This is a genomic window from Desulfovibrio oxyclinae DSM 11498, assembly GCF_000375485.1.
GTDB classification, from domain to species: domain Bacteria; phylum Desulfobacterota; class Desulfovibrionia; order Desulfovibrionales; family Desulfovibrionaceae; genus Pseudodesulfovibrio; species Pseudodesulfovibrio oxyclinae.
Genome location: NZ_AQXE01000018.1, coordinates 1 through 16,812 on the forward strand (window position 1 = coordinate 1; position 16,812 = coordinate 16,812).

Genomic DNA, 16,812 nt, shown 5'->3' on the forward strand with positions numbered 1-16,812 from the left:
CCAAAGGGGCGGGCCCCCTTTGGAATCCCTGGGTTGTCAGCGAGGTTGCAGCTGCTGGGTCCATGCGGCCGCAAAACCCGCGTCCGAGCTGCAACCCTGCTGACGGGGATTTGTGGATCTGTGTGTCTTTGCTGACGACCTTCCGTAGCAGGAGTTTGTTAAGGAAAACTTCTTCAACTCAGAGGTTTATCACCAGAACTCCCCCTAACATTCTTACTCCCCTGTCAACTCAACAACCGCCATCAGCCGTCCGCCAAGCCGCCTACCGGTCTCAGCTTTCCGAAAGCTGAAAGGGGCTTGGCAAGCCAAAAGGTTCTTGAGCCGCCGGAGGCACAAACGTTGATGAACCTCCACACGCCTTCCGCGGATAACATCGCAACACTGCCCAAAAAGTGTTAACAGGATTTACACACTCCTAGTGGTGGCTAACGGTGCCCGCATTGGGGAAGCCGTGCATTTTTTGCTTTAGGTGTGGTTTTACTTGTGGGAAGTGGTCGGTTTTCTTGCTCGGCATTGTATAAATTTGGGCGTCGTTACCATGCGATTTCAGGGGTATGCATGATGCGGAAGCTGTTGTTGTACTTGTTTGCGGTGTTGTTTTTGGCTGCTGGCTGCGGTGGTGATTTGCCAGGTGAGGCCGGTGTTGAGAAGGAGGACGGCGAACGGGTGGCCGCTGTCGACGATGAGTTTGAAGTTCCGGTGGTGGAGCCGCGGGGTGCGGTGGATACTTTTGTGGCGCGCAGGGCGGCGCGTCAGGCTGTCCTTACCGGGTTCACCCGTGCCCGGAACACCATGACGTTGGTGGCGGAGGTCGATGGGCGTGTGGAGAGGGTTTTTGCGGATGTGGGGGATACCATCGGCGAGGATGGGCGGTTCGCGGAGCTGGATGATACGTTTGTACGGCTCGACCTGGAGAACAACCGTGCGGAGCAGGGGCGGCTGAAGAGTGAGTTGGCGTATCATCGCAAGGAGATGGAGCGGTATCGGGAGTTGGTGAAGGGGCGGACGGCGGCGCAGTCTACTTTGGATAACAACGTGCGCGCGCATGACACGACGCTTCAGCAGCTCAAGGCGTTGCAGGTTGAGGAGCGCAGGCTTCAGGAGCGGTTGGTGCGGCATATCATCAAGGCCCCGAAGGGGTGGAAGGTCAAGCACCGGGAGCTGGAGCCGGGCGAGTGGGTGACTCGTGGGCAGACCGCGGCGACGCTCGGCAATTATTCAACGTTGCTGGTGCCGTTTGCCCTGAGCAGTCGTGAGTTTTCTGTTTTGAAGAAAATGGGTGAGGCCATTGAGCTGCGTCTGCCTGATGAGGGAGGGACGGTTACGGCTCACGTGGAACGGGTTGCGCCGGGGTACGATCCCGAGACCCGCAAGATCAACGTGGACCTTGAGATAGCATCGGGGGACATTGTGATGCGCGGGGGCATCCGCACGGAGTTGCTGTTGCCGTTGCCTGATCCGGGAGGGGCGGTGCTGGTGCCTCGTAGCGCGCTGCTCAAGGCGTATGAGGAATTCTTTCTGGTCCGCCCGGAAGGGGGGCGTGTGCGGGTAATGCTTCTTGGCGGCCGTCCCGAGGGGACGGTCCGGGTTTCTTCGCCGGACGTTCGTCCCGGGGACCGTTTCCTGACGGAGCCTGACGGTGGCGGAGGTCGCGACTGATGGGTATTCGGAGCACCGCGCCCAGCCCGGTCAGGACGTTCATTGCCATGACCCTGCGGCAGAAGGTTTTCGTGAACCTTGTCTTTGTCATGCTCATGGTCGTGGGTGCGTTTTGCGTAACGGACCTCGCGGTGGAGCGGTATCCCAACGTGCAGATGGGCAAGGTGATCATCTCCGCGTATCTGCCCGGCGCCAGCCCCACGGAGGTGGAGGCCCTCGTCACGCGCAAGATAGAGGATTCACTGGATGATCTGGAGCACGTGGAGTACGTGCGCTCACGCTCGTATCGCGAGCGTTCGAGCATCATGGTCAAGTTTCTGGACGATATGGACTATGACGCTTTGTATGACGAACTGCGTTTCAAGGTGCTTTCGATCCAGAACGATTTGCCGCAGGAGATGGACCCGCCGGAGTTCACCGTCATCAACGTGGACGAGTGGCTGCCGGTTCTCTCGGTGAACCTAGTGGGGGAGCGGTCCAACCGGGCCCTGACATTGATGGCCGAGGAGCTCAAGATTCCCCTTGAGCGGATCGAGGGGGTCAAGGAGGTCAGCATAGAAGGGGAGTACACCCGTGAATTTCACGTGGTGCTCGACCCGGAGAAAATGCGGCGGTTCGGGGTGACCTTCGACGAGGTGGCTACGGCGCTGGACAGCGCGAACGTGTCCATCCCGGCGGGGGATTTCGTCAGTGATTCAGGTGAATACGTCATCCTTGTGGACGAGCGCTTCCGGTCGCGCGAGCAGGTGGCGCGGACCGTGGTGCGCAATGACGCGGACGGGTCTTTCGTAAGGGTGGCGGACGTGATCAGCCGGGCGGGGCTGGATTACCGGGACCCGTTCGTCATCACCTCGGTGAACGGGAAGGACTCGGTGAGCGTCAAGGTGGTCAAGACTGCCGGGGGCAACGCGTTGGACATCGACGACGCAGTGCGGCGCGTGCTGGACGACTTCCGCCCCGAGTTGGAGGCCGAGGGGGTCACGGCGGTGGTCACCCAGGCCCAGCGGGCCTATATCGACGACAGCATCAGCACGCTGGGCTCCAACCTGCTGGTGGGGATCGCGCTCGTGTGCATCACCATCTGGGTGGTCATGGGGTTCCGTAACGCCATGCTGACCACCGTAGGGGTCCCGTTCGCGTTTCTCGTGACCATGATCATCATGTGGATCACGGGAAACTCGCTGAATGAAATCACGCTTTTTTCTTTCGTTCTCGTCAGCGGGATCATTGTGGATGACGCCATCGTGGTGGTGGAGAATATCTACCGGCATGTGCAGGAGGGCAAGGAGCTGCGCGAGGCGGTCATCGACGGCACCAGCGAGGTGTTTCTGCCCGTTGTGGCAGCCACCTCCACCACGGTTGCCGCGTTTCTGCCAATGCTGATCATGACCGGTTCCACGGGGGAGTTTTTCGCGCTGGTACCCAAGGCGGTGACCTTTGCCATCGCCGCATCCCTCATTGAATGCCTGATCATCCTGCCGCTGCACGTGCTGGACTGGCCCGGTGGTCGCAAGCTGCGCAGGCAGGCGCATGATCACGCCGTGTCCGACGACCCGGCCTTTCTGGTGCTGCTCCGAAAGATCGTGGACCGGGTGTTGCTGTTCTGTCTGCGTCACAAGCTCCTGAGCCTTGGGGCCATCGGTCTGGCGTTCGCGGCCGCGCTCGGGATTCTGGGGGTCTCCATGACCGGGGCGATTCCCCTGATCAAAGTGAAGTTCTTTCCGGACGATTACCGAGTGTATTACGTCAGCGTGGAAGGACCGGTGGGCACGCCCGTGGAGGCAGTATCGGAGAAGGTCAAGACCATCTCGGACGAGATTCGCGCGCTCGGGGACGGGGTGAGCAAGTCCTGCACCGCGCTGGCCGGCACGGATATCAACGAGGATTACGAGAACATTTTCAGCTCCAACCTCGGCATTGTGATCGTGGAGTTGCCCGACCGTCCGGACCAGCGGTTCCCGGACAACCCGGACAACAACCCCTTGTTGCTGTTCGAATGGATGCGGGACAAGCTCGCGCACCACAAACAAGGGGGCTGGGAGTTTCGCATCTGGCCACAAAAGGACGGACCGCCCACCGGCAAGGATGTGAACATTCGGGTGCTCGGCCCTGATCCGGCCTCGGTGCGCGCGCTCAAGGACGAAGTGCTCGGCTGGCTGGTCGATAACAAGTCCATCGCGCCGTATCTGGTGAACCTTGAGACGGATACCGGTACCGACAACCGGATCTTCCGCTTCGTGCCTGACCCGGAACGCGTCCACGAGTACGGGCTGACCAAGCGGCAGGTGGCGGCGCTGGCCGGCAGCGTATTGGACGGGCGGTTCGTGGGCGAGTTCCGCATGTCGGACGAGGACGTTGACCTGCGGGTGAAGATCGACCCCCGGCATCTGGAGAATCCCGCGAGCGCGCTGGACATTCCGGTGGTGGAGCATTCGAGCGGACCGGTCCGGCTGGGCGATCTGTGCGAAGTGCTGACCTACCGGGAGCCGGGGCAGCGCAACCGGTTCGAGGGGCTGCGGGCCATAACGCTCACCGCGAACATCAAGCAGGGCGCACCGGTGACCACGGCCAGCATCGTGCATGACACCCGTCAGTTTTACGAGAGCGTCCGCGAAGGGTACCCCGGCGCCACCGTGAACTTCTCTGGCGAGTTCGAAAGCACGGGCAAGTCGTTCCGCTCACTGGCGTACGCCTTCATGATCGCCATTCTGGTGATCTATACGATCCTCGCCTGTCAGTTCCAGAGCTATACCCAGCCGCTGGTGATTCTTTCGGCAGTGGTCTTTGCCCTGACCGGGGTGGTCTGGGGCACGTTCCTGACCCGGTCCCTGTTCACCGTGAACAGCTTCGTGGCAACGGTGGGAGTGACGGGTGTCGTGGTCAACGATTCGCTGGTGTTGCTCGACTTCATCAACAAGCTTTATGCTTCCGGCATGTCGAAGACGGAGGCGCTTCGGGAGGCGGTGCGCATCCGGCTGCGGCCAATCCTGCTGACCACTCTGACCACCACGCTGGGGCTCTTGCCAATGGCGCTTGGAATCCCGTACTACTCGCTGGTCTGGGGAACCATGGCTACGACCTTCGTCACCGGCCTGTGCGTGGCGACCACCCTGACGGTGTTCATCATTCCCGTCCTATGGGAGCTGCTCACGCGGCTGCACGAATGGTTCGAAAGAAAGCGCGGCGCCGAGGGCGAAGCGTGATCGACCGCAAAGACCGCAACAATCCGCAGGAGTCTGCTTGTGTCTGACAAGAAAGCGTTTTCCGGCCTCAAACCGTCCGATCTGGACGTGATCATCTACGACTTCGACGGGGTCATGACGGACAACCGGGTGCACGTGCATCAGGACGGGCACGAGACCGTTACCTGCAACCGCGCGGACGGCATGGGCGTGGGCATCATCCGGGCGCTGGGCGTGCCTCAGATCATTCTGAGCACCGAGCGCAACCCGGTGGTTCGTGCCCGGGCGGACAAGCTGGGCATTCCAGCAGTGCACGGGGTGGAGGACAAGCTTTCGGTTTTGAGAAAGCACCTTGAAGAAAATGGCTGGAGCTTGGCCCGAGCCATGTTCGTGGGCAACGACGTGAACGACCTTTCGTGTCTTCAGGCCGTGGGATACCCGGCCGCGCCTGCAGACGCATGGACGCGGGCGCGCGAAGCCGTCCGGCATGTTTTCGAGGCCCGCGGCGGCGAAGGGGTGGTGCGGGAACTGGCCGAGATTCTTCACGGCAACGACTGATTCGCGATCTTTCCCGGTTGGCGGTAGCCTGCGGGGCGTGATACCGGAATCGCGCTCCCGGCCTGGACATAATTACCGATTCGTCCTAATTGTTTGTGAAAAGGCATCCTGCCTGAGGGGAGGGGGGACGATGTCGGACAACTCGTTCGAAAGCGTCTGCATATTTCACATTCTCGATGGACTGCGCGAGGGGCTTTCCCATTTTTCCGGGAACAGCCGCGCAGCCCTTGTCTATGCTCCCCGCATGGACTCCCCCCCACGAATCTACGACCCGCAGGGGCTGCTCCGGGGACACGAGCCCCGGCTGATGGAACACTACCTCGGCTCCGATGCATGGCGGGCTCCCGAGTGCACGTCTTCCGACGTAACCTTCCTTGACGAAAGCGAATACAAGGACCTTCAGCTGGCGGGCATCATCCCGTTCGGCGGACGCTCCCGCGGACTTCAGTACCAGATGTGGTTCACCGAGGAGCACCCGGACATGTGCAGCCTCGGCCCCACCCGGCGCTGGATGGAATACGCCGTGCGCCTCTTTGCCCAGAACTATGAGCTCCAAAACGTCAGGAACGTGGATACCGCCGGTTACGTGCTGCAAAACTGCGCATCCCACGCCATCCGCGACTACATCGTGGACGCGCGGAGCGAGATGGGATTTCTGGACACCAGAATACGGGTCTACCCCTTCCTCGACGCGGTGCTCGGCATCTCGCGCACCAAGGAGGAAGGCGCGTGGCCACGGGGCAGGCTGGTGGTGATCGAACCCGATGACCTGGGGCTGGTTCGGTTCATCTGCCGCTTCCCGCAGAACGAGCGGCCCCGGCTTACCGACTTCAAGCATGTGCGAAAGATGTTGCAGGCCGTGGAATACTCGGGGCGCGTACTCGTCTCGGACGGGCGGGACATCGTGGGTATCGCCATCGGGGCCATGCCCGGGGCGTACCTTGCCGCGCAGTTCGGCGGCAGCCGCGGTTCGCTCATGCTCAAGGACGAGTTGGTGTGTACCTTCACGGACGGAAATTTCCATTCGCGCAATCTCAAGGCAAACCTCGTGCAGCTGGAGGAAATCCTGCTGGAGTCGCGTCTTGAGATGGAGTCGCAGCATCAGATGATGCGGCTGGTCCATGCGCTGGTGAACCGGGTGCGCGACCGCCGCCACGGCTGTACCCTGATTCTCGACCTGGGGCACATGCTGGTGCCCACGGCAGGCCAGCGTTTCGAGGTGCCGCCGGACCTGCGCGAGCCGGGGCAGATCAAACTGGCCTGCTCGTTGGCGAAGATCGACGGCGCGCTGCACATCGGAGCAGATCTCAAATTGCACGGTTTCGGCTGCCTCATGGACGGACGCAGCGTGCCGGGCGAGAATCGCGGCCGAGGGGCGCGGTTCAATTCCGCGTTGCGATTCACGGCGGAAAACGAGAACCTCGTGGTCATTGTGGTCTCGTCGGACCGGCCGGTTTCCATCATCCAGAACGGCATTGAACTGACGGCGGCCTGCGACTGGCGTCAGATGGCAGGCTGCCCCACGCCGCCGCTTCTGGCCGACTGGTTGGAGGGCTGATTGCGGATGGTTGTTGTTGATAATGGATTGGACGGGCTTTTCTATTATTTTCGCTATGGTATCGGCGTCACGAACGTTTGCGCTTTGACGGAGTGATTGGTGGGCTGGCTGAGTGACCCTCTGGTCTGGATACTGTTGTTGCCGTCGCTGGCGGCATCGGGGGTGTTGGTCCAGATGGTGCTCGGACTGTTCACATGTTGCGGCACGTTCCGGTTTCGGGGCAGGGCCGTTCACCTTCGCTGGTGGACGATACCTGCCGGGCTGGGCGTCAGCGCCCTGTGCTGGGGTGCATTGGCCGCGTACCTGATGATCGGCACCCGCAGCTGACGGGGGACGACGGAGAGCGTGATGAGAAGTGACGTTGAAGATTATCTCGACAGGGACGAGATACCTGAAGACCTGAATGTGGAGGAGTTTAACCAGATCGGTCCGGCAGTGCTCAGGGCGCAGCCGAGGGGGCCGATGCCGCTGAACCTCTACAGATACCGCAAGAAACTGAATTCCCTTGTGAACATCTACGCGGCAGGGGCTCCCATGCCTGCCGACCACCTTGACCACCTTGTTCATCTGGCCGACCAGGGGCGCCTGTTCTTTTCCCGTAATGATCAGGAGATCTACGCCCGCTGCGCGGGCTCGGATCCCGATGCGGCGCTGGACGACCCGAACCTCACTCCGGAGGACCTTGCCGGAATTCTTGTTTCCGAGATAGCCCGTCGCCAGAAGGAGCTGTTCGAGCACGCCATGGTTCCGCAACTGGAGCGACTCGTGCAGGTGGTGGACAGTCTCGCGGTCTATGTGGGCGTGGACTACGACAACATCGACCATCTGGTGAGCGTCTCGCACCGCAACCGGGACCGCGAACGGCAGCGTGTCAATGCGGGCGTCATAGCGCTGGCCATCTATCTTCAGCTCAACCGCGACAAGGTTGTCATAGAAAATCTGGCGCCAGTGAGTCTGGGATTCTTCCTGTATGACATCGGCATGAGCCGCGTCTCGCGTCTGATGACCGAGAAAACTTCGCAGCTCAGCGCAACCGAGCGCCGGAAGCTCAAGGAGCACCCCCGGGACGGACTCAGGATTCTGGAGAAGCTCGGGCTGGATTCGGAGGAGGTTCTGGAGCCGTGCCAGCAGCATCATGAGCGCATCGACGGCAGCGGCTACCCCGGGCAGCTCAAGGGCAAAGAAATCGGCCTGTACGGACGGATAGCGGCGGTGGCGGATTCATTTTGCGCCATGATCACGGACCGGCCCCATTCCGCGCGTCGGAACACCGTGGAGGCCGCGGTGGAGCTGCTGAAAATGGACCGCGCCTACGACCACCGTGTCTGCCGCGCGCTTGTGCAGTACCTTCAGGGCATTCCCGGGTAACCGGATCGACACGGGCGGAACGTGCTCGTCACCGTGACATCCCCCGTGGAGCACGGAAGCGGATGCGGGGGCCTGTGGCACGGCAGATTTTCATGCAATAGGCAAACGGCGATGCCACTCCCGTAACAATGTCGTGAGAGGGTGGGTTTTCCAAACAAGGAGAGAACCCATGTTCATTCGACTCAAGGAATACGCGTTGCCAGCCATTTGCCTCAACCCGGTCATGGAAACCCGGCGCATGGTCATGGTGGCCGGCTGCGCCCTGACGGCCATGACCCTGATGCACCTTGCGGTGATCCTGAGCTTCTAGCCGCGTCGTCCCTTCAGAAAAAGCGTCGCCAGCACGGCAGCCGCCACGCCTGCCGCCGCGATGGTGAGGGCGTTGTCCGACGGGACAGGCTCTTCCGAAGCGTCTTCCGACTTTTGCGCGCGCTTTTCCCTTTCATCCGGCAGGTCCTGCTGTACCAGCAGCGGGACAAGGCTTACCTCGGCGCGTGTCCTATCCAGAACGGACCTGGCCGCAGCTCTGCCGTGGGCCCGCCAGTCGGTGGCGGCGACTCCCTTCATGCCCGGCACGAAAGGTACCTCGCCTCCGGCAAAGACCGGTACGCGGCTACGATCCACGATCGCTTCGGCAAGTCCGGTGGCCGCTTCCTTCGTGGGGTATCCCAACAGCAGAATGCTCGATCCGGAGGGCGCGTTTGCGGCGATGCGCAGTATGTCGCGCCGGGTGAGCAGTCCTTCGCGCCCCTTTTCAAAGCCTGGGAGAATCAGCTGCGCCCGGTTCATGTACGGGCGAAACCGTCTTCCGGTTTCGTGGCGCAGAGCCTTGGCCTCTGCGTCCGTGCCGGTGAAGGTTATGAGCGTGGTTGTGCCGGGAGCTGCGGAAAAGACCATGTCCACGGTGTTGGCGGCGGTGCCGTTGTCTGCGGTGGCGGAAGTGCCCGGCAGGGGCTGTTGCCTGACGAAGCAGATGCGGCCGTCGAGCGGAGCCAGCGGGCGGAACATGCGCACAAAGGAGACAGCGGGTTCACCTATGGCGATGACGCCGGAGCCGGCCGCGTCCGCGCTGGAGCGCAGTCGCTTCCATGCGGCGAGGGCGTCCTCTTCGTCGGCATCAGGGCCCAGTCCGAGGTACAGGGTTGTAACCGGGTGTTCCCGGCTTTCGCTGCGAACGCCGTGCAGAAAGGATGATGCCCCCGGCGGTGGTTCGGATCCGGAAAAGAGGACCAGAATGGCGCCTTCGGGAGCTTCTGAGCAAAGTGCGGTTGCCGGGAGCTGGAGCAGGACGAAAAAGATGAGCAGGGGGAGGATTCGCAATGGCATGACGGTGGATGGGCTGTTGTGAAACGGGCGGTCCGGCGGATCAGTTGGCCACGCTCGTGATCACCATGTTGCGTCCGGAGTCCTTGGCGATATACAGGGCCCGGTCTGCGGCGCGCAAAAGATCGCTCGCCATCCAGCCCGGCTGGATGTTGGCCACGCCGATGCTGACCGTAAAGGAAATCTCTCCGCCATCATAGTCCTTGACTGCGGGAATGAACCGGGTTTTTTCCACAATGCGCCGGATGGCCTCGGCCTTGATGGCCGCTTCGGAGGCGGGCAGCCCCTGCGTGACGACCACAAGCTCTTCGCCGCCGTAACGGGCCGGGAATCCGTTCACGAGCGTGGCCTGTGAGGAAACGATGCTGGCCAGCTCCTTGAGCACTTCGTCCCCCACCTGATGGCCGAGGGAGTCGTTGACCCGCTTGAAATGATCCACGTCGATCATCATCAGCGCCACTGGTTCTCCGGTCTGCCGATAGGCTTTCGTCAGCTCCTTGATCTGTGCATCCAGGGCCCGGCGATTGTGAAGCTGGGTCAGCAGCGGGTCGAAGCGTGCGGTGTGTTCCAGCCTGCGTGCGCGTGCTTCCCATTCGCTGGCTTCGTTCCGCAGCTCCTGAATCAGCGTCTCAAACTGTTCGCGCACCTGCGCGAGAATTCGTTCGCGCTCCGGTTCGCGTTCAATGACTTCCTCGGTGTCGCGGCGGACCTGATCCAGCTTGCTTTCGCGCCTGTCGTCGGATTTTCGCATGGCTTCGACGGTTTCACGCATTTCATCCAGAAGCGCCGCGGTGGAGCGTTTTTCCGCCTCCAATGCCGTGCGGCTCTCCCGGGTCACGATGTTGTCTCCAACGAAGTGGTTCAGGCGCTCCAGCACCTCGTGATAGGCCTGCTCGGAAAAGTCCCGTCTGGCGATGTGGTCAAAGATATCCTGCTGAATGGCGGCCTTGTCCTGCTCGGTAAAAACGGAGAGGTCGCGCACGAGGTTTCTGACGAAAAGGACTACCGCAGTCCAGCGGGGATCGTCCTCGATGCCGAATTTGCAGAGCAGGTCCTTGAAAGCGATGCCGTTCGGGGCTGAAGCCATATTCACCTCTGGATGATGGGAATGTTCATTCAACATACCCGAACTGGGGAGCAGGGCAACCGGATTATATGATTTCCGCTCCGCCGAGCACGGCGACAAGACGTTTGAATACGGTCATGTCAAGATGCTCGCGCATTTCGTGGCGCATCAGGGTGAGGGCTTCGTAGGGGGCCATGGCGTCCGCGTAGGGACGCGCGGTGGTCAGGGCGTCGTAAATGTCGGCCACGGCGATGACCCGGACCGGAAGCGGGATGTCCGGCCCGGAGAGCCCTGCGGGGTATCCGGAGCCGTCCATCTTTTCGTGGTGGAACAGGATGCAGTTGATGGTGTTCTGGCTCAGGGGCAGCCGGGTGCACATGGAGATGCCGTGCATGGGATGGTTCATGATCTCGCGCCGCTCGTCACGCGTCAGGGAGCCGCGCTTGTTGAGTACCTTGCGGGGAATGCGTGTCTTGCCCACGTCATGCAGCAACGCGCCGAGCCCGCATTCGAAAAGTTCGGTCTCGTCCAGCGAAAACGTATTCAGAATGGTGACCGTGAAGATGAAGACGTGCATGCAGTGCGTATACGTCTTGTAATCGTGGGATATGAACGGCGCGAGGGCGGAAAGAGAGTCGTTGTGCGCCAGAAATTCTATGCTGTTGGATACGATGGATCTGACGCGGTCGAAGTGTGCCCGCGGCAGGGTAGCGGGCAGCTTGCTGACAAAGATGTCCTGCACCACGGCCGAAGACGCCTCGTAAAAAACCCGCGACCGTTCCGACGCGGGCAGTGAATCGTCCTGAAGAATCCGTCCCAGATTTTCCTCGACGTAGGCGTCGTAGCGGGATTTCTCCCCGCTTTGGACGTATACCTCCTTGACGCCGTTGCCGTGAAGACGGTTGCGGTGCATTTCGGTGAACTGCTGACCGGAGCGAGTGTACAGCACGAAGTCCCCTCCCTGCCACAGGTACACCGAGAAGGTGCCCATGGTATCGGGAAAGAGCATGACTGGCGATACAGGAAAGAATGAAACCGGCCGGTCAGCCGTTGTAGCCGAACTCATGCTTCGGGCATAGTACAGAAGAGACCGAAAGCCAAGCCGAACCATGGCCTATCGGCTCTTAGCTCCGGAAAATAGCCGTTCCTGTCGAATGGCTGTCGATTATCCTGTTTTTTCCAACAACTTTTCCACATGCTGTTTTCCCGGAATGATTCCTCTGGGGAAGGGGATGGCCCATGATTCGCCTCCTAATACACTTCTGGCCCAGTGGCGGGTGGCGGCGGAGAAGAACTTTTCGTTTTCGAGAACGATCAGCGCCTTGGCCCGGGCGTCGTTTTTCCGAGCCTGAAAGGAGAAGTTCCCGCCGTGCACCATGTGTACGTAAAGGGGAGTGGCGATATGGATGAAGGGGAATCCGGCAAGAGCGAACTGAATCCAGAGATCCCAGTCCTCGTAGTCGGTTCCCGCGCGATAGCTTTCCGTCCGCTCCCATGCGCTGCGGCGCATGACGGCGGTCGGGGGGAGGATGTTCTGAGAGGCGAGCAGTTGCGGGTCGTAGTCCGGCAGGGCCACCTCGCGCGGGGTGTTTTCTTCCACCATCACGAAGTCCGTGTAGGCCAGCCCGGCGTCGGAGTCATCCAACTCCGCAAGGCAGGCGGCCAGATAGCCCGGTGCGAGCAGGTCGTCAGGGTCCATGCAGAGCAGAAATCTTCCGCGCGCTTCTGCAAGCCCCCGGTTGCGGACGTTGCCGGGGCGGCCGTCGTGAATGCCAGAGAGCACTTCGAAGCGTAGTGGCCGCAACTCCTCGAAATGCGCGGCCTGACGCAGTGAGTCGTCGGTGCTGCCGTCGTCCACGAGGATTATCTCGACGATGTCCATGCCCAGCGTCTGGCTGTACAGGCTGCGAGCCAGCCGTTCGAAATGACGGCCATAGTTGTAATTGGGGATGACGATGCTCAGTCTGGGTTCTTTCATGGCTCCTCCCGGTGGCAGTCCGGGAAGAATTCTATCAGCAAAGCGGCGATGCGGTCCAGTTCCACGGGCTTGGGCAGATATTCGTTCATGCCCGCATCAAGGAAGGTTTCACGGTCGCCCTGCATGGCGTGGGCGGTCATGGCCACGATGGGGATCATGGGGTCGATGCCGCTGTCAGGGTGCGCCCTGCGGATGCGTCTGGTGGTCTCCACCCCGTCCATGTTGGGCATCTGCACGTCCATGAAGACCATGTGGTAGTCGTTTTCCTTCAGCATTTTGAGGGCCTGCACTCCGTCTGATGCGGTATCCGCCTTGTGGCCCAGCTTGGTCAGCATCCTCGCGGTCATGGTGCGGTTGACCCGGTTGTCCTCCACTACCAGCAGACACAGCCCGGAAACCACTTCCGGCAGGTCCTGATTGTTTGGCTTGCAGACGGGGACATGTGCCTTGGCATGAAAATCCATGGCCAGATACACGGAAGTACCCTCTTCCTCGGTGCTGTCCACGGCGAGCGAGGCGCCCAGTAGGGTCACGAGACGCTTGACGATGCCGAGTCCTAGCCCCGTGCCCTGATGTCGTCTGACGTATGAGCCGTCCACCTGCGTAAAGGGTTCAAAGATCATATCCAGCTTTTCCGAAGGAATACCTATGCCTGTGTCGGCAATGACAAACAACAGGCGGATCGAGGTTTCGCGTTCGCGCAGTTTGCTGACGGAAATGCTGACGCTGCCAGAGTCGGTGAACTTTATGGCGTTGCCCACCAGATTGAAGAGTACCTGCCGCAAGCGGGCCTTGCCCCCGATGACCTGTTCGGGCACGTCGTCATCCACTTGCAGGAGCATCTCGATGCCTCTGTGCTTCGCTTCGTCAAGGAAGGGCTGCACCGCCTGAGTCATGAAGGAGGTAATATTGAACTCTTCCTGAAGTACTTCAAGCCTGCCCGCTTCGATCTTGGTGAAGTCGAGAATGTCGTTGATGATGGACAGCAGGTTGCGCCCGGAGGAAAGGGCGGTGTTCACGTAATCGATCTGCTCTTCGTCCATCTCGGTAATCTGCAGCAGTTGCAGCATTCCGAGCACACCGTTGAGAGGGGTGCGAATTTCGTGGCTCATGTTGGCGAGGAATTCGCTTTTGCTGTAGTTGGCGGCCTCGGCTTCCTCCTTGGCTGCCAGAAGGTCGTGTTCGTGACGTTTGCGGGTGATGGCAAGCGCGGTCTGCTCCGAAACCGCCTGCAACAGCGATGCATCGCGGGCGGAGTAGTGCTGAGGGTTGGAGTAGTGTTGCACGGCCACGACACCTATGACCTGACCTTCGATCTTGAGCGGAACTCCCAGCCACACTGCGGAAGGGTGGCCATGATGGTCCTGTTCGCTGGACCCGTACCTGGTCATGAATTCCTCGCGGCTGACTATCTCCGTCCGGTCGTGCCTGCCCAGATCCTGCTCGAAGAGCGTGCGAGGCAGCGGTTCGCTGGTGACCAGCAGCGGGTTGCCCCGTTCGATGACCTGCCCAGTGAAGCTTCTGATCGAGGCATCCTTTATGGGATGGATCGTTCCGAGGAAGTCGTCGTGCTCATCTTCGAAATATACAAAACGGAAGGTCTTGCCGTCCTGTTCTGTCAGGGCGATGAACATGTTGTTGGCGTCCATGTACTCGTTCAGGGCGCCATGGATTCTGCCGTACAGAGCTTCGAGATCACCGGAGTCGCTTACCGCGTTGGAGATGCGGTAGAGCAGGGCGGCCACGGTTTCGTTGTAACGCCTGCGGGAAACGTCCATGAAGGTCCAGATGACGCTCTTTTCCGGTTCTTCCGGGTCGAGCGCCTTGGCCTGAAGACTGCACCAGAAAAAGGTTCCGTCAGAGCGGGCAAGCTGTTTTTCCGATTGGTAGCGGCCGTTTTCACGCAGCGATTCAAACACTTCGCCTCTGAGCTGTTCGTAGGACTCCGTCTCGGGCAGGAAGACCGCCGGGCTTCGTCCCTTGAGGGCGTCGGCGATGTAGCCGAATGTCTGGGCTCCCTTTGCGTTGATGCGGGTGATCCTGCCGTTGCGGGTCATGCCGATGCCGATGAGCGAGTTCTGATACAAAGTCTGGGTCTCGTGCAGGGCGTCACGCAGGCGGCGTTCGCTCTGCTTGCGTTTGCCGATGTCGCGAATGATGGCCATGTACCCGTATTCGGTGCCCTCCTCGGCATCGGCGATGGTTGAGAAGGACAGCTCGCAGTCAATCGAGGAGCCGTCCCGCCGGGCGAGGGTCCATTCCCCGTTCCAGCTCCCGGTCCGGATCAGCTGCGGTTCCATGCTGTTCAAGAGGGTGCGGTGGCTGTTGCCCGAGGGGTGGAGTACCGAGGCGGATTTGCCGGCGTCCTCTTCGGGGCTCAGATCGAATGTCCGGCAGGCGGCACTGTTCATGGCGGATATGGTATGATCCTTCTCGAACAGGAGGATCGGGTCCGGCGAACTGTCGAACAAGGCCCGGAAGCGTTCGCGGCTCCGGGATTCCTTGATGCGGGCCCGCTCTTCTTCCGTGACGTCACGGATGGCCACCACCGCGTGGGTGGTCTTTTCGCCGTCGTCGAAGGGCAGAAATTCGAACTCGTAGCAGCCCGCCCGCTCGGGAAGCAACGGGAGCCAGTTGCGGGCGGTGGCCGGGCGGCCCTCAAAGCATCGCGCAAGGTGGGGGTGGACCATTGTCCGGAACGCTGCCGACGTCCAGAGGTTCTGGACATGCATTCCGTGAACGTCGCCGGAAACGGGCGAGGCGTCGCGCAGGGCCTTGTTGGCTGCCACCACGGTCAGCTCCCGGTCGAGCATCATGATGAAATCGGGCGAAGCGTTGGTGATGGCCTCGAAATATCGCAGCCGCTGCTCCATTTCGATGCGGTCGGTGATGTCGGCAAAGGAGATGAAGGCGGCATCGCTGCCGTCCACGTCAATGAGGTTTGCCGTGGACAGGGCCCAGAAATGTCTGCCAGAATAGCTGCGAAGCTGAATCGCCTCTGCCCTGAAGGACCCGTCACGTTTGAGCCGTTCCATGAGCCTTTCCCGCTCGGAAAGGTCCACGTAGAAACCTTCCGTGGTCATTTCCCAAGGGGCTTTCTCCGGCATCTCGAAGGCTTCGAGGGCCATGCGGTTGGCGAAAAGCAGTCGTCTGCTATTCAGGTCCACCAGCACCGCAGGCAGGGGGGAGTGCTCCATGAGCTCCCGGAACCGTTCCTCACTGCGTCGGAGCTTTTTCTCCATACGGCGGATTTCGGAAATGTCGGTTCCAGTGCCCACCATTCCGGCCACTTGGCCCTTGGCGTCGAAATAAACCGCCTTGCGGATGAGCATTCGAAGTTTCTGGCCCATGGCGGTCGGCAGGTCGGTCTCGTACTGCTGAACCCCCCTGTCCCTGAGCAGTTCAGCGTCCTTTTCGCTGAGTTCGTGCCCTTTCTCCCCGAAAATGTCGTTTGCACCCGAACCGATCACATCCTGTTTCGTGGCGCCGAACAGGTCGAGGAACGCTTCGTTGCAGCCGACGTATCTGCCTTCGGCATCCTTGATGAAAGTCGGGTTGGGCAGGGCGTCCATGACTGTCTGGAGAAAGCTGAGCTGGTTGGAGAGGGCCTGCTCTGCCCCTATGCGTTCGTTGATCTCCTGTTGCAGTCGTTCATTGGCCTGTGAAAGTCGCTGATTGTATTCGGTTTCAGCCTCACGGAGCTTTTGCATTTCACGGTTTCGTTCCGTGAGGTAGCGCGTGCGGGCCACCGCCTTGGCGATGACGCTTTCCAGCTCTTTGGTGAAATTCGGGCCTTTGATGACGTAATCCCACGCCCCGGCGCGGATGGTGCGAACGGCCTCCTCGGCCCCGGTTTCGCCGCTGAGCATGATGAACGGCACTTCGGGAGCGCTGGCGGCGAGCTCCTCCACGACATCCAGCCCGGAAATACCCGGCAGGCGCAGGTCCACCAGCGCCAGCGAATGCTTTGCCGCGTCGAACCGCTCCACGCCCTGTTCGCCGGTCTCGACCTCTTCCGTGGCGTAGCCGAGCGCCTGCAGCCGGGCGGCAAGCAGCATCCGGAATCTCAGATCGTCATCTATGATGAGAATGGTGATCGCGTTATCCATGGTAATCCAGA

12 protein-coding genes are annotated in these 16,812 nt (G+C 60.8%); 7 read left to right on the plus strand and 5 right to left on the minus strand.

Annotated features, from left to right (window positions below):
- Window positions 1–666 precede the first annotated feature (666 nt).
- From B149_RS0115255 to B149_RS18605, 7 genes are all read left to right on the plus strand, one after another.
- Window positions 667–1,659: an efflux RND transporter periplasmic adaptor subunit gene (locus B149_RS0115255; RefSeq protein ID WP_245533231.1), complete on the plus strand. Its 993-nt coding sequence runs from the start codon at window positions 667–669 to the stop codon at window positions 1,657–1,659.
- A complete protein-coding gene (locus B149_RS0115260) occupies window positions 1,659–4,862 on the plus strand; it encodes an efflux RND transporter permease subunit (protein ID WP_018126040.1) in 3,204 nt (1,067 codons plus the stop codon). The genes B149_RS0115255 and B149_RS0115260 overlap by 1 nt, the downstream gene beginning before the upstream one ends.
- A 39-nt stretch (window positions 4,863–4,901) precedes the next feature.
- A complete protein-coding gene (locus B149_RS0115265; RefSeq protein ID WP_018126041.1) occupies window positions 4,902–5,399 on the plus strand; it encodes a KdsC family phosphatase in 498 nt (165 codons plus the stop codon).
- Window positions 5,400–5,529: 130 nt separating this feature from the next.
- Complete coding sequence (locus tag B149_RS0115270; RefSeq protein WP_018126042.1) at window positions 5,530–6,957, plus strand: DNA integrity scanning protein DisA nucleotide-binding domain protein; 1,428 nt, start codon at window positions 5,530–5,532, stop codon at window positions 6,955–6,957.
- Between the two features lie 99 nt (window positions 6,958–7,056).
- A complete protein-coding gene (locus B149_RS0115275; RefSeq protein ID WP_018126043.1) occupies window positions 7,057–7,284 on the plus strand; it encodes a hypothetical protein in 228 nt (75 codons plus the stop codon).
- A 21-nt stretch (window positions 7,285–7,305) separates the two neighbouring features.
- Complete coding sequence (locus tag B149_RS0115280; RefSeq protein WP_018126044.1) at window positions 7,306–8,325, plus strand: HD-GYP domain-containing protein; 1,020 nt, start codon at window positions 7,306–7,308, stop codon at window positions 8,323–8,325.
- Window positions 8,326–8,494: 169 nt separating this feature from the next.
- Entirely contained in the window at window positions 8,495–8,635 is a 141-nt protein-coding gene (locus B149_RS18605; RefSeq protein WP_018126045.1) for a hypothetical protein, read from the plus strand.
- On the opposite strand, the gene B149_RS0115290 is transcribed toward B149_RS18605, so the two are convergent.
- The 5 genes from B149_RS0115290 to B149_RS18125 all read right to left on the minus strand — a co-directional run bounded on the left by B149_RS0115290 (window position 8,632) and on the right by B149_RS18125 (window position 16,801).
- On the minus strand, window positions 8,632–9,651 hold the full coding sequence (locus B149_RS0115290; RefSeq protein ID WP_018126046.1) for a hypothetical protein: 1,020 nt from the start codon (window positions 9,649–9,651) through the stop codon (window positions 8,632–8,634). The genes B149_RS18605 and B149_RS0115290 overlap by 4 nt on opposite strands.
- Before the next feature lie 40 nt (window positions 9,652–9,691).
- Window positions 9,692–10,735, minus strand: a complete 1,044-nt coding sequence (locus B149_RS0115295) for a GGDEF domain-containing protein (protein ID WP_018126047.1) — start codon at window positions 10,733–10,735, stop codon at window positions 9,692–9,694.
- A 64-nt stretch (window positions 10,736–10,799) separates the two neighbouring features.
- Window positions 10,800–11,723 carry an HD-GYP domain-containing protein gene (locus B149_RS0115300; RefSeq protein WP_018126048.1) on the minus strand — a complete coding sequence of 308 codons (924 nt, stop codon included), beginning with the start codon at window positions 11,721–11,723 and terminating at the stop codon, window positions 10,800–10,802.
- A 156-nt stretch (window positions 11,724–11,879) separates the two neighbouring features.
- Window positions 11,880–12,692, minus strand: coding sequence for a glycosyltransferase family 2 protein (locus B149_RS0115305; RefSeq protein WP_018126049.1), 813 nt, complete (start codon window positions 12,690–12,692; stop codon window positions 11,880–11,882).
- Window positions 12,689–16,801 (minus strand): PAS domain S-box protein, encoded by a 4,113-nt coding sequence (locus tag B149_RS18125; protein WP_018126050.1) that lies wholly within the window; start codon window positions 16,799–16,801, stop codon window positions 12,689–12,691. Before B149_RS18125 ends, B149_RS0115305 begins: the two co-directional genes overlap by 4 nt.
- Window positions 16,802–16,812: the final 11 nt, after the last annotated feature.

Excerpts from the sequence above, each read along its gene's own strand:
- B149_RS0115305 (WP_018126049.1), bottom strand. The coding sequence starts at position 12,692 with ATGAAAGAACCCAGACTGAGCATCGTCATCCCCAATTACAACTATGGC.
- B149_RS0115280 (WP_018126044.1), top strand. The coding sequence starts at position 7,306 with ATGAGAAGTGACGTTGAAGATTATCTCGACAGGGACGAGATACCTGAA.
- B149_RS0115295 (WP_018126047.1), bottom strand. The coding sequence starts at position 10,735 with ATGGCTTCAGCCCCGAACGGCATCGCTTTCAAGGACCTGCTCTGCAAA.
- B149_RS0115300 (WP_018126048.1), bottom strand. The coding sequence starts at position 11,723 with ATGCTCTTTCCCGATACCATGGGCACCTTCTCGGTGTACCTGTGGCAG.
- B149_RS18125 (WP_018126050.1), bottom strand. The coding sequence starts at position 16,801 with ATGGATAACGCGATCACCATTCTCATCATAGATGACGATCTGAGATTC.
- B149_RS0115260 (WP_018126040.1), top strand. The coding sequence starts at position 1,659 with ATGGGTATTCGGAGCACCGCGCCCAGCCCGGTCAGGACGTTCATTGCC.
- B149_RS18605 (WP_018126045.1), top strand. The coding sequence starts at position 8,495 with ATGTTCATTCGACTCAAGGAATACGCGTTGCCAGCCATTTGCCTCAAC.
- B149_RS0115290 (WP_018126046.1), bottom strand. The coding sequence starts at position 9,651 with ATGCCATTGCGAATCCTCCCCCTGCTCATCTTTTTCGTCCTGCTCCAG.
- B149_RS0115270 (WP_018126042.1), top strand. The coding sequence starts at position 5,530 with ATGTCGGACAACTCGTTCGAAAGCGTCTGCATATTTCACATTCTCGAT.